Genomic DNA, 13,472 nt, shown 5'->3' with positions numbered 1-13,472 from the left:
CATCTCCCAATTTTTACATGTTTTGTACAAGCCTGCATATACTATCAGGAGCACCGGTACGAAATGTAATGAAACGTTTGTTTAAGGGCAGACAGAAGGAGGACCAGGATGAATCAGAAGATAACCGCTCTAATGCTCGCGGCAGCCATGATGGCTGGAGCTGGAAGTATGTATGCCGGCATAGAGCTTCTCGAAAGGGAAAAGCAAGCAGAATCATCAGCAATTGAAAAGATTCATGCAGAGCCTGCCTCGGCAGAGCCGGCGGCTGACACCAATGCGGATGCTGCAGAGAGCATGGAAAAAATCAAAAAAGCATACGAGCTGATCTCATCTAAATATGTGGAGAAAATCGATCAGGAAGAACTCATGGAAGGGGCCATTCAAGGCATGCTTTCAAAGCTCGAGGATCCCTATTCCGTTTATATGGATAAAGAAACAGCCAAGCAGTTTTCAGACTCGCTTGACTCATCCTTTGAAGGGATTGGGGCTGAGGTGGGAAAACGCGATGATCACATCATTATCGTTTCCCCATTCAAAGGTTCTCCGGCAGCAAAAGCAGGGCTGCAGCCTAATGATGAAATCATCCGCATTAACGGTGACTCTATAAGGAATCTTGATTTAAATGAAACGGTGCTTAAGATTCGGGGAAAAAAAGGGACAAATGTCATAATCGAAGTGAACCGTCCGGGAACCAGGGGAAATTTAACTTTTTCCGTAAAAAGAGACACCATTCCGGTTCAGACCGTTTTTAGTGAAGTGAAAACCTATGAAGGCAAAAAAGTGGGCTACATGGAAATCACCTCTTTTGCAGAGAAAACAGCAGATGATTTTATTAAGCAGCTAAAGGATCTTGAAGCGAAGCAAATTCAAGGGCTTGTCCTAGATGTAAGAGGAAATCCAGGCGGCTATCTGCAAAGTGTTGAGGAGATTCTGAAGCAATTTGTGACAAAGGGTCATCCATATATTCAAATTGCTGAACGCTCTGGAGAAAAAACGGAGTATTTCTCGACACTTAAAGAAAAGAAAGCTTATCCTGTCAGTGTAATTATTGACAAAGGCAGTGCTTCTGCTTCGGAGATTCTGGCTGGCGCTCTGAAGGAAGCCGGCGGATATCCAATTGTCGGTGAAACGTCCTTCGGCAAGGGAACGGTTCAGCAGGCTGTGCCGATGGGAGATGGCAGCAATATCAAATTAACGCTTTACAAATGGCTTACGCCGGACGGAAACTGGATCCATAAAAAGGGTGTCGCTCCAACTGTCGAGGTCAGACAGCCTGAATACTACTACGCCGCTCCGATTCAAACGGATAAACCGCTTGCTCAGGATACGAATGGGGAACAGATTCAATTGGCCCAGGGACTGCTCAAAGCACTGGGGTTTGACCCCGGCCGGACAGATGGGTACTTCAGCAGCTCCACAAAAGCAGCTGTTCAGCTATTCCAGAAAAAGAATGGATTAGCGGCCTCTGGAATATTGGATGAAAAAACCGTTTCAAAAATTAATGAAACCGCGGCACTGAAACGTCTAAACAAAGAAGAGGACCGACAGCTTCAAGCAGCAATGAAGGTTTTATTCTAAATGATGAAATCTTAAACGAGCAGGCTGATGCCTGCTCGTTTTTGCATGGCCATAGTACAGGTGGGAGTTGCTGACCGGTAAGCAAGTCACAGATTCTGACACATGGAAGACATTACTCTGGCGGATAAAGAATAGCAGCTGGAAAGAAGCCGGCAACAAAAGACCTGTTAAACATGTAAAAATCGTAAAATATGTCATACTTACGAAACATATTTAAGAGGGAAGAATTGTTTAATCCATTTTTTCCTAGTTATAATTGCCTTACATGCCGTATTTTAGGCGCTTTTACATAAAAAATGCATCTTTCGAAAGTTGTTGAACCTGGAATTTGTATTTACTATGGAAGGAGACGCTGTTCTACAACACACGATATTGGGGGTTTATCATTGAAAAGGGCTAGTGTGATGAGAGAACAAATATACCGCAAGCTGATGAAAGAGTTAAAGGGCCAGCTGCAGCCATCACTTGTTTCAAATGCCAAGATTTCAAAATGGCTGCATCTTTTTTGCATGTATCTGGCTAATTACACGGAAGTGAAAGAAATGAGAGAAATTGAAGAGGAGATCATAGAGGAGTACTTCAAGTATTTAACGGCCAATTACAAAAGGCTGTCTCTCGGTCTCAGCGACATTAAACGATCTATGCAGCTGCTCGAAGATACGTTACATATAAAAATTGAAGCGCCGCTGCTGGATTTTTCGCTATCTAATTCATCCCTTTGGGGCAACCTTAAATAATCGCTTCAAAAAACCGGTTCCGTAACATATTCATTCCATTCAACATTTGATAGAATAAGGAATAGATAGATACGTTCAGGATGAATGTGTACGGAATACTGCCGGTGTACCGCCGGCCGGGATGGTGGATCCTATATGGATTGGACGATAGAATTGCTAAAAGGGGCAGGACGTTTTTTCCTGCATCCGCTTGTGTATTACATAGTGCTGTACAGCCTCTTTTTAGGGACCCTTCGTGTCAAACGGGAGCGTGCAGCCTTTCATACAAAGGTAGAAGATATTTACGATGACCTGAAATTTACTTTTACGAAGGGACTGTTTATAGGATTGATGGTTTCAGCCGTCATAATCCTTACAGGGCTGTCACTCCCCTTCGGCCTGCTGATTGCAGCGGGAATTGCGGCAGCGGGATTAAGTCTATTCTTTAAAGTTCAGCTGCTGTCAGCGGCCTTTACAATGGGAATTGCTTTTGCTGCCGCTGTCATCCTTCCAAGCTTCCCAACGGATGCCATTTTACGTTTTTTTGAAGGAATAGAAGAGACGAATCTTTCTGCTCTTACGATTCTGACGGGAATTCTCCTGTTGGCGGAAGGCTTATTGGTATATCGCTCGGGCCATATACGCACTTCGCCGGCCATTATGGTCAGCAGCAGAGGACTGCCGATCGGGAGGCACATCGCCAACCGCACCTGGATGCTCCCGGTCATCTTTTTTGTTCCGGGGGGAGCGCTGACTTCTGTTTTTTCATGGTGGCCAGTGTTTGAAATGAACGGACAAAGCTTCTCTCTAATCATCGCGCCGTTTTTAATTGGATTCCGCCAATCAGTGAGAGGATCTCTTCCGAAAGAAAGCATTCAGGTTTCCGCTAAACGGATTATCTGGCTCGGGCTTCTTACGTTAGTGATTGCCTGTGCATCGGTGTGGTGGCAGCCGCTCGCATTCGTTTCCATCCTGTGCGCGGTGGCAGGAAGATCATTTCTGATTATCCGCCAGAAAATGAATGATGACTCTGCCTCCTTCTTTTTCTCAAAAAAAGACAGAGGACTGATGATTTTAGGGATTCTGCCAGGCTCTCCAGCTGACAAAATCGGCCTTAAAGTTGGTGAGACCATTATTAAGGTGAACGGAACACCTGTTAAAAACACCGGAGAATTTTATGAGGCGCTGCAAAAAAACAGAGCGTTATGCAAGCTTGAAATGATTGGGCTCAATGGAGAAATCCGCTACGAACAGCGTGCTACATACGAAGGGGATCACCATGAGCTTGGTCTGCTGTTTGTGGAACAGCCGCGGATAAAGAGTCTGGATGCGGTATAATTCTTAAACTATTCGGGGAGTTACATTTCCCCGTTTTTTTTTGGTTTTTCTGATTTGGCGGTCCCTTTCGTCCTGCTCGTTTCGCTCTCCAGTAAAAGCTCATGAAATATCCTGTAATTCACAATGAAATCCCTCACTAACTTTGGTAGACTAATACTTGGTGATCAGTCGATTTAATAGATAGGAGCTTTATGATGAGCCAAAAGAAAAAACGTGTGGCTGAATTAGATATAATCAGGGGGATTACGATCTCACTTGTCGTGCTTGGCCATACAGCCATGCCTGATCGATATGATGTTTTCTTTTCACATTTTAGAATGCCGCTCTTTTTTATTGTGTCAGGGTATTTGTTCAGCCTTGTAAAATATGAAAGTGACGTGAAGCTCTTTTTTAAAAATAGGCTGATGAGGCTGGTTTTGCCCTATTTCTCTGCGTGCTTTTTGCTTTTAGGCATGCGGATTGGGATGGAGAAGTTTTATCAAATAGATAAAGGGGCCGATTTATCTTTTCTGCTGTTCGGTATCTTTAACGGCAATGGAAAATATCTCGTCGTTGATGGGCCGGCCTGGTTCCTCATCTGTCTTTTTATGACGGAGCTTTTCTATTTGCTGATGGCAAGGCTGCTCCACGGGAGACCGTTTGTCCTTAAGTTCGTCATTTTTGCAGCTGCAGGTGCTGCGGGTGCATGGATTGGGAAAAGTGTATTCCTCCCTTGGAATATGGATCTCGCAATGGTTGCGATGTTTTTCCTCTTTATCGGAAATGAGCTGAAACGGGTTCAGTTCTTTTCAAATCCCAAGCTTTATTATTCTTTGATCCTGCTGTCAATTTGTATTTATCCTTTTACAAGCGGAATGAATGACTTTGCTGACATGAACTATCGTAAATACGGCAATCTCTTTTTGTTTTATTTAAATGGCGTGACAGGAGCCTTTATCGTCTTCTTTATTACCCGTCTCTTTACTAAAAGCAAAATTATTACATTCGTCCTTAGCTATATTGGCCGTAATTCTATTAATCTGCTGTTATTCCACGTCGGGTTCATCTTTTATTTTCTTACCCTGTTTAATGAGAGGTACCCGCAGTCCATTACGGTTAACTGGGGCGTTGCATTTTTAATCGGTGTGACCGGCAGCTTGCTGATAGGGGCCATTATCCGCAGAAACCAATATTTGCGTCTCCTCTTTAACGGGGTTCCGCTGAAAAAGAAGCATCAGGAGCTGGAAAAGAAAACAGCATAAAGATTCAAGGCCTGTCCCACTAACGCTTTGGGCAGGCCTTTTTTGTCATTTCCATTAACTGGTAAATGGAAGAGGATGATTTCTCTTTCATTTCTCCGTGTTCGGAATTCCGCGACTTTTAAGCTGGATACTGCCAGACAGGGTAAGGAATTCGTTCTTCGGGCTCCCAATGATACCTGGGAAACACATGGGCATGCAAATAGGCATCTGTATTTCCGTAAATAGAATCATTTACTCTTATTGGAGTGCACACTTTTTGGATGGCTTCTCCGACTTAACTCAAGTCTAACAGGTATTCACTCCGCTGGGTGAAACGAAGTTCTACGAGTGTGTGAAACTCTTTGAAGGGAAAAAGCACACAATAACCCGGCAGAAACTGAGTGTCCCCAATCACTGCAGAACCGCTGCGCATTTCTGTTATAACCATTGGGTTTTCCGCGGTGAGCTGAGGCGATTCGATTTTCTTTCCACTCTGTATTTACACTCATTTATACCTCTCCCACTATAAGACTTCATCCGCTGGTCTTAATAAAAACTGATAGTATCCCCGTCGAGGAAATTATAAGGTAAATCGCCTAAAAAAAGGTTAGATTTGGAGTTTATATGGGTAAATAAGGCAGGTAATCATATTTTAGAATGGTGAGGGATGGCTGGTGAATAGGCTGGAGATTTATGAAAATAAGAAAAAGCTTTGGTTGTTTTTTTCGTTAATGGTGATTTTGGCTATTGGATTTATGATACCGATTGTCTTTTATGCAATGGATCAAAGCTCGATAGAATTGTATATTGTTATCCTTTCGATTTTTGTTGTAGCGGCTGTTGTTTGGGGGTCAGTAAAAGTTATTTCCCGTATAAACGCCAAGCTGCCGTACCTCATTTTTGATGAGGAGAGCATTACTATATCTCCATATCCTCAGCAGCATTTGCGTTTTTCTTTAGCAGATATCGACGGGGTCATCCCTTACTCTATTAATGGACAAAATTTTATCGGGATTGTGCTGAAGAATGAAGAGAAGCAGCTGGAAAAGATTCCCCCCAATCTTAAGAGAGCGGTAAAGATCAATAAAAGCACCGGCTTTCCTGCCTTTAATATTCACCTGAACTACATTTCCAGGCAGGATCTTCCCGCTGTTGTGGAGAGGTTTGAAAGGATTGGCCTGCCGCTGGGGCTGGAAACAGCGAACTAGAAGATTGGGAGTGCCGAGGGCGCTTCCATTTTTTTTTCGTTGTTTGGTAAGGTTTACAAATCTTTAACCTGTTTGTGGCTGAATGTCCATATTCCCTTCTTACACTTAATGACAAATTACTGTATAAGAACCGCTTAAGCTTACAATATCGACCGTTTGTGTTTTACCGTTTACTAAGTAAAATTTTTGATTGTCCGGACTGTATTTTGCAATTTCACCAATCTCGCCTTCTTCGTCTGAAGCACCGGTGCTGTATCCGGTAATTTTAGAAATATCAATGGTCTTTTGGAACGTTTGGTCTTCACTTGCAGATCCTGATTGGAAAGATGGAATAAGCATGGGACCTAATAAAACAGCGGCAGCAAATGGCTTTACGAACCTCCCTTTGCCCGACGAAACGCCAGCTGATTCTTGCAGGCCACGAAGTCAGCGGAACGGTCGCCGTTAACCAAATGGGAACTGCTCCATTTGTACCTGATACAATGGCGCCTGAACTGACCCTTAAGAGCATCAGTAAAAATGACAGACAGGTCAAAGGGAGAACTGAAGCAGGTGCAGCTGTTTATATTTTCACCGGAACAAAAACATACAAAGCTCAAGTAAACATAAGAGGGAAATTTGCAGCAGAGATTCCTCCTCAAAAGACCGGCTGGAGCATCATTGCAACAGCAATAGATGAGAGCGGCAATAAAACCGTGAAAAGCATAAAGGTTTCTGAATACAAGTAACAGGCCTAAAAGACCCGCATGCAGCGGGTCTTTTCCTTACCAGACATGATTCCTTCGCTTCAAAAATAAAAAATGATAAAAAAGAAGTGCCGGATAGAAAGAAACTGTGATACGATACTGTTTGTTTAACATTTCCAATTGGGTAAAGAAGGTGACAGCATGAACTTGCAGAAGGATGCAGGAGTGAACAAAAAGCCGGCGAAGGAATGGTCTCTCTTTGTCCTGACTTGGCCGATTTTTCTGGAAGTTTTTTTATTTATGCTTATGGGAATCGCGGATACCTTTATGCTCAGCGCCATCTCGGATGATGCTGTTGCAGGTGTCGGTGCCGCTAACCAGTATTTGCACATTGCCATTCTAATCCTGGAGGTCATCGGGAACGGGGCCTCGATTGTAGTCGCACAATACCTTGGCTCGAAAAGATTTGAAGAGGCTGCAAAAATATCGGCTTTGGCCGTTGTGCTCAATCTCGCTGCCGGGCTTATCATTAGTGCATGCTTTCTCTTTTTCAGCAGCAGTATGCTCCAGGCTCTCAATCTGCAAGGTGATGTACTGAACAATGCTCAAAATTATTTGCATATAGTCGGCGGGGCTATTTTCCTTCAGGCCATTATCAATTCACTCGCAGCCATTATCCGAGTTCACGGTTTTACAAAAGAAGCCATGCTCGTCTCACTCGGAATGAACGTGCTTCACATTGCGGGTAACTATTTGCTGATTTTCGGCACCTTCGGTTTTCCGGAAATGGGAGTGGAGGGAGCGGCTATTTCTTCTGCTGTCAGCCGGTTCGCAGCATTGACCGTCTTTTTCTGGCTCCTGTACAGGATCATGGACGTCCGTATTAAAATACAGGATTACATTTCATTCTCAAAAGAATATGTATTAAAAATATTTAAAATAGGCCTTCCCTCAGCCTTTGAACAAGTCATGTACCAGGCATGCCAAATCGTTTTCCTGTATTATGCGACGTTTCTCGGAGCCTCCTCCCTTGCAGCGAGGCAATACGCAACCAATTTATCGATGTTCATATTCCTTTTTGCCATAGCCGTCGGTATGGGGACAGCGATATTGGTCGGAAGATTTGTCGGAGGCGGTCAAAATGACTCCGCTTACGGGCAGGTATGGAAAAGCGTTAAATGGGCCAGTGTCGTTACACTGGGTATGGTTGGAGTCGTCATCCTGCTTCGTTACCCGCTCATGAAGATGTTTACGGATAACGAAGAGATCATTCAGCTCGGTGCAAGTGTCCTGCTGCTCAGTGTCGTTCTGGAAACAGGGAGGACGATGAACATTGTCCTGATCAATTCATTAAGAGCTGCAGGCGATGCCCAATTCCCGGTATGGATGGGAATGATTTCAATGGTTGGAATGAGCGTGCCTCTTGGCTATTTCTTAGTCTTCCAGCTGGATATGGGACTCGCGGGAATTTGGCTGGCGATAGCTGCAGATGAATGGACCCGCGCGGTTATTATGTTTTTTAGATGGAAAAGCAGGAAATGGGAAAAGTTCGCGCTCGTTAAGCAATCAGGGGCAGCGTAGCTTTTTCCGGGAGTCCGATCTTTCTTGAACGGGGGTTAGTAAATATTGCCGCTTGAACAGACGTCCATAATGTATGACCATAGAAGCAGGCAATTACCCACGATTCAAAAGGAGGACACCATGAAAAACTGGAAGAAGGCCGTAACATTCGGCATCACATCTGCATGTATTCTGTCTCTAAGTGCCCTTAATCCTGCCCCTTCAAAGGCTGCTGCATCGGAACGCGATCCGGTCATTTTTATTCATGGAGCAGGCGGGATCGGTCATAGCTTCACAATAATCGAAAACAGACTGGTGAAAAACGGCTGGGACCGGGACGAGCTCTATGCCATTGAAATGAAGGATAAAACAGGAAACAATCGAACGAATGGCAAACAGCTGGCTGAGTTTGTTGAAAAAGTGAAACAGGAGACCGGGAAAAGCAAAGTGGACATTGTTGGCCACAGTGCAGGCGGCATGAACGCTCTGCACTACGCAGCAAACCTTGACGGCGCTGAAAACGTGGAAGACATCGTCACACTCGGCGCCCCTAATCGCCTTGCAGCGAGTGAAGCCCCGGAACAGGTTTCGTACACCTCCATCTACAGCAAAACAGATTTTATCGTAAACAACCGACTATCCAAGCTGGATGGAGCAAAAAACATCCAAATCAGCGGGATTGATCACTTCGGTTTTCTATACAGCAGCAAAGTTCAGCCTCTTATTGAAGAAGGACTGAACGGCGGCGGAGAATAAAGTTTAGAGACTGGCCCATGAGGAAAGTGCTTCCTCTATAGGAGCCAGTCTTTTTTTGTCGGATGTTTTTGATAAAGGGGTTCAGGAGGTGGTGCCGGAGCTTTCGTGCTGTAAAGGGGTGAGGGACAGAGGCAGCGATTGGCAAGGCCTTGTGTAACAAGGCGCTGCGAATGAGGTGCAGGAGCTTTCACACATTAGCGAAATTGGGGCCAGGCACGGTGCCTGTCCCCTGCTGCTTCACCGCAGCGGGGGACAGAGACATGACTCCGCCATCCGCTGTCCGCCAGAGGTTCAAGGGAAGAGTGCCGGAGCTTTCATCCTGTAGTGAAAGTGGGGTCAGACCCCGCCGATTTCAAGTTTCAAAGCAGGATGGTGCCGACCCATCCAGCTTTTGTGCTAATCTTGATAAAATTCTTGGGAAATTCCCGAATTTTGTATTGTAATTTTCTGAAGTTTCATATACAATTTTTTTGAAAACGATTTCAAAGATCGATTTCAGAAACAAGGGGGGAATGGATAAGGGGGATCTCGATTGGCAACTATTACGGATGTTGCAAATCTTGCAGGATTATCACGGTCAACCGTATCAAGGGTTATGAATAATTATCCCTATGTGTCGGATGAGAAGAAGAGATTAGTAGAGGAAGCGATGAAGAAGCTGAATTACTATCCAAACTCTTCTGCTCAAAATCTGAGAAGCCAAAAGACGGATACCGTTGCTGTATTTATTCCAATGCTCACGAATCCATTTTTTTCGTATTTGCTCGAGGGTATTGATACAGTGGCAACTGAGAACGGGTTCCGGCTGCTGGTATGCCAGACCAGATATGACCAAAAGACAGAGATGAAGTTTTTTAATCTAGTAAAGTCTAAGCAAGTGGATGGAATTATTCTTACTTCTCTTGAAAACCCCTGGGAGTCTATTCAGGATTATGCATCATACGGACCGGTTGTCATGTGCAATGAGTATGACCATGCATCAAAAACTCCAAATGTCCGTCTTGATCAAGTTTACGGAGGCTATATAGGGACAAGGCATCTGATTGAAAAAGGCCATAAAAAAATTGCGTTTTGCCAAGGGAGCTTCCACAGCTTTATTTCAAAAGCAAGGGAAGCGGGATACAGGCTTGCCATGGAGGAGTTCCATCTTCCGGCTCATGATGAATGGGCGTTCAGGATAGCGGCGGATTACCATGACGGCAAAGAAGTGATGAGAAGAATCGCGGCGATGGCAGATCGTCCAAGCGCAATTTTCACAGGGAGTGATCAGGTCGCGGCCGGGATTGTTTACGAGGCCAAACAGCTGGGATTCAGAGTTCCGGAGGATTTGGCGGTTATCGGTTTTGATGACCAGCCGATCGCGGAAATGACGCTTCCGCAGCTGACAACCATCCGCCAGCCCTCTTATGAAATAGGGGAAAGGGCTATGAAGCTGCTGCTGAATCTCCTGCTGCCCCCTGAAGAGGCCCCTGATCTTCCGGAAAATCCTCTCCAGCTTGAAATTGTGGAAAGAGCTTCTACCTAGCGCGCATTAATGAAAGGGCTTACAAACTATCTGTTTTCATCCCCTCAATAACACTTACGGGGGAATCGGCGAAAGAAGATCCTATTAAAAAAATTAAAAGGGGTAATGAAGATGAAAATGAAAAAGACACGTTTTGCTGCTGCTGCAGCCCTTACTCTTTCACTGGCATTAACAGGCTGTGCCTCTAATCAATCTTCAGGTGAATCGGATTCAAAAGAAAAAGAAGGCAGCAAAGGCGAAAAAGTAACCATTACGTATGCCCGGGGTAAGGATGTTACACAAGGTACCACGAAGATGGTTGAAGCATTTGAAAAGAAACATCCAAATATTGATGTTGAATTCCGTGAAATGCCAGCTGATTCAGGAGCCCAGCATGATGCTTATGTAACCGCATTCAATGCAAACTCCTCTGAAATTGACGTGTTTGATATGGATGTAGTCTGGCCGGCTGAGTTTGCACAAGCCGATTACGTTCTTCCGCTGGACCGCTACATCCAGCAGGATGGAATTGACTTGAGCGAGTACAACGAAGGAGCACTTGCTGCCTCTCAATTCAACGGCAAGCAGTGGGCGCTTCCTAAATTCGTTGATGCAGGACTCTTGTTTTACCGCACGGATCTTGTGAGTGAAGAAGAAGTTCCTGAAACATGGGATGAGCTGATCGAGCAGGCAGCCGCTAAAAAGGGCGAGGGCGGAACGAAATTCGGTTATGTGATGCAGGCGAAGCAATATGAAGGACTTGTTTGTAACGCAATCGAATTCGTGGCAGCTTACGGGGGAGAATTTATTAACGAAAAGAACGAAGTCGTCGTTAACAGCCCTGAAACCATTAAAGGTCTTTCCAAACTAGTAGAAGTTGCGAAATCTGACTTTGTACCGGAGAACCTGACTACATTTACAGAGATTGAATCCGACCAGGCGTTCATTGAAGGCCAAACCGCGTTCCTGCGCAACTGGCCATATGAGTACGCAAGTGCCAACGATGAGGAAAAGTCAAAAATCGCCGGTAAAGTAGCAATTGCTCCGCTTCCGTCAGGGGATAAAGGCTCTGCAGCAGCACTTGGCGGCTGGCAGGCAGGAATCAACAAAAACTCTGAGCATCCGAAAGAAGCTTGGGAATTCCTTAAGTTTATGGCAGGAGAAGAAGGACAAAAAATCGATGCCATCCATGGCGGACACGCTCCAACCATCAACAAGCTTTTTGAAGATAAAGAAGTGCTTGAAGCAAATCCTACATTTGGAGATAAAAATTTCCAAGAAGGCTTAATGGCGGCAGTACCGCGTCCGGTTGCAGCTAACTACCAGGAAATCTCTGAAATCATTCAGATCAACGTTTCCAAGGCAATCGCAGGCGACATGACGGTGGAGGAAGCTGCCCAAAAAATGGAAACAGATATGAAAGGTCAAGTAAAATAACGTTTAATGGATTTGAGGCGCGCCTTTGCCCTGTATGAAGGGCAATGGCGCTTTTTATCTAAGACAGCAGATCGAGAGCAGCACTGCTGATTGACATTATGGCTGTACGGCCGCCGGATCTACCATAAGGGAGTGAGAGAATGGAAACGAAAACATCGACTTCTGCCCATGCACCTAAAAAACCGAAGCACAGGAAGAAAAAAAATCCCGAACGGCTTGTAGCGTATACGCTGATCGCGCCATCGCTGATTCTCATTCTGGCCATTGCCATCTGGCCTGTATTGCAATCATTCTATTACAGTATGTTTGACTTAAAGCTCAGTGATCCGGCTAAATCCGAAACTCACTTAAGCTATGAAATCGATCTCTCAAGATATTTGGATACGTATCCTTTTCTGATCAGCGGGATCGATAAGGAAATCGGGGCGAATCCCCAGGAAGAGCTGACGGCTGTCAAGGAGGATTTGACTGCGCTGGACAAGCGGCTGCAGGATAATCCGGATATTAAAAAGAACTATGACCTTGTGAACGACAAATTGATGAACTTTGAAAAAGTAGAGGAAGATACAGCAGTTGTTAAGATAGATGAAGCGCTAGCCAAGGACATTCTCAAAGAGTCCAAGGAAGCGGAAGAAACGCTGAAAAACCTTGAACTGGAAGATGAAAAAACGATTACTGGACTTGCGAATGGACTGAAGGATCCAATCCGGCAGCCGAATTTTATCGGGTTTCAGCATTACGCCGATAATCTAACCGATGCAAGAATGTGGAAAGCCCTTAGCAATACAATGGTATTTACCATCGTCTCTGTCGGGTTTGAGCTGGTCATCGGTCTTGCGATTGCTCTTTTAATCAACAAAGCCTTCTTCGGAAGAGGACTCATCCGGGCAACGATTTTGATTCCGTGGGCGATCCCAACCGCTGTATCAGCCCTGATGTGGAAATTCCTGTACGATGGTCAAAACGGGATCATCGCGAAAATCTTTGAAGAAGTCGGATTAGTGGATAAAATGGCCTACCTGCTTACAACGAATACAGGCGCCATGTTTTCGGTCATTTTTACGGACGTGTGGAAAACGACACCTTACATGGCATTGCTGCTCCTCGCAGGATTGCAGACGATTCCAGGCTCGCTGTATGAAGCAGCATCGATTGACGGAGCATCTAAATGGAAGCAGTTTACGAGCATCACGCTCCCTTTGCTTAAATCAAGTCTTCTCGTTGCCCTGCTGTTCCGTACGCTGGATGCATTCCGGGTATTCGACTTGATTTTCGTTCTGACCGGGGGAGGACCGGCGAACTCCACTGAAACAATTTCATTGCTTGCCTACAAGTATATGTTTAACCAGCAGAACTTTGGAGAAGGCTCCGCGATTTCCGTCATAGTATTTATCTGTGTCGCGATTATTTCAATGATATTCATTCGTTTCCTCGGAAGAGATTTATTAAACGACGGACCAGGGAAGTAG

12 protein-coding genes are annotated in these 13,472 nt (G+C 45.0%); 11 read left to right on the top strand and 1 reads right to left on the bottom strand.

Annotation, left to right across the window (positions count from 1 at the left end; genetic code table 11):
- Positions 1-108: 108 nt before the first annotated feature.
- The 5 genes from ACQCV8_RS01905 (at position 109) to ACQCV8_RS01885 (ending at position 6,060) form a co-directional block, all read left to right on the top strand.
- On the top strand, positions 109-1,578 hold the full coding sequence (locus tag ACQCV8_RS01905) for a S41 family peptidase (RefSeq protein WP_426842845.1): 1,470 nt from the start codon (positions 109-111) through the stop codon (positions 1,576-1,578).
- A gap of 296 nt (positions 1,579-1,874) precedes the next feature.
- On the top strand, positions 1,875-2,315 hold the full coding sequence (locus ACQCV8_RS01900) for a swarming motility protein SwrAA (protein WP_426842844.1): 441 nt from the start codon (positions 1,875-1,877) through the stop codon (positions 2,313-2,315).
- Positions 2,316-2,450: 135 nt separating this feature from the next.
- A complete protein-coding gene (locus ACQCV8_RS01895; protein WP_426842843.1) occupies positions 2,451-3,632 on the top strand; it encodes a PDZ domain-containing protein in 1,182 nt (393 codons plus the stop codon).
- Positions 3,633-3,826: 194 nt separating this feature from the next.
- Positions 3,827-4,873 carry an acyltransferase family protein gene (locus tag ACQCV8_RS01890; protein ID WP_426842842.1) on the top strand — a complete coding sequence of 349 codons (1,047 nt, stop codon included), beginning with the start codon at positions 3,827-3,829 and terminating at the stop codon, positions 4,871-4,873.
- 653 nt (positions 4,874-5,526) lie between these two features.
- A complete protein-coding gene (locus tag ACQCV8_RS01885) occupies positions 5,527-6,060 on the top strand; it encodes an STM3941 family protein (RefSeq protein ID WP_426842841.1) in 534 nt (177 codons plus the stop codon).
- 105 nt (positions 6,061-6,165) lie between these two features.
- Here the strand turns inward: ACQCV8_RS01885 and ACQCV8_RS01880 are convergent, their stop codons facing one another.
- Positions 6,166-6,399, bottom strand: a complete 234-nt coding sequence (locus tag ACQCV8_RS01880) for a hypothetical protein (RefSeq protein ID WP_426842840.1) — start codon at positions 6,397-6,399, stop codon at positions 6,166-6,168.
- Positions 6,400-6,425: 26 nt separating this feature from the next.
- Here ACQCV8_RS01880 and ACQCV8_RS01875 point away from each other — a divergent pair, with 26 nt between their 5' ends.
- The 6 genes from ACQCV8_RS01875 (at position 6,426) to ACQCV8_RS01850 (ending at position 13,472) form a co-directional block, all read left to right on the top strand.
- Positions 6,426-6,788 carry an Ig-like domain-containing protein gene (locus tag ACQCV8_RS01875; protein WP_426842839.1) on the top strand — a complete coding sequence of 121 codons (363 nt, stop codon included), beginning with the start codon at positions 6,426-6,428 and terminating at the stop codon, positions 6,786-6,788.
- Positions 6,789-6,947: 159 nt separating this feature from the next.
- Positions 6,948-8,327, top strand: a complete 1,380-nt coding sequence (locus ACQCV8_RS01870) for an MATE family efflux transporter (RefSeq protein WP_426842838.1) — start codon at positions 6,948-6,950, stop codon at positions 8,325-8,327.
- Positions 8,328-8,447: 120 nt separating this feature from the next.
- Positions 8,448-9,062 carry an esterase/lipase family protein gene (locus ACQCV8_RS01865; protein WP_426842837.1) on the top strand — a complete coding sequence of 205 codons (615 nt, stop codon included), beginning with the start codon at positions 8,448-8,450 and terminating at the stop codon, positions 9,060-9,062.
- A gap of 532 nt (positions 9,063-9,594) precedes the next feature.
- On the top strand, positions 9,595-10,587 hold the full coding sequence (locus tag ACQCV8_RS01860) for a LacI family DNA-binding transcriptional regulator (protein WP_426842836.1): 993 nt from the start codon (positions 9,595-9,597) through the stop codon (positions 10,585-10,587).
- 111 nt (positions 10,588-10,698) lie between these two features.
- A complete protein-coding gene (locus ACQCV8_RS01855; protein WP_426842835.1) occupies positions 10,699-12,003 on the top strand; it encodes an ABC transporter substrate-binding protein in 1,305 nt (434 codons plus the stop codon).
- A gap of 140 nt (positions 12,004-12,143) precedes the next feature.
- Positions 12,144-13,472, top strand: a complete 1,329-nt coding sequence (locus ACQCV8_RS01850; protein ID WP_426842834.1) for a carbohydrate ABC transporter permease — start codon at positions 12,144-12,146, stop codon at positions 13,470-13,472.

The organism is Metabacillus sp. 84 (assembly GCF_050107715.1).
Taxonomy (GTDB): domain Bacteria; phylum Bacillota; class Bacilli; order Bacillales; family Bacillaceae; genus Metabacillus_B.
The sequence above is the reverse complement of the archived record's forward strand: the minus strand, read 5'-3'. Positions and strand labels throughout refer to the sequence as shown.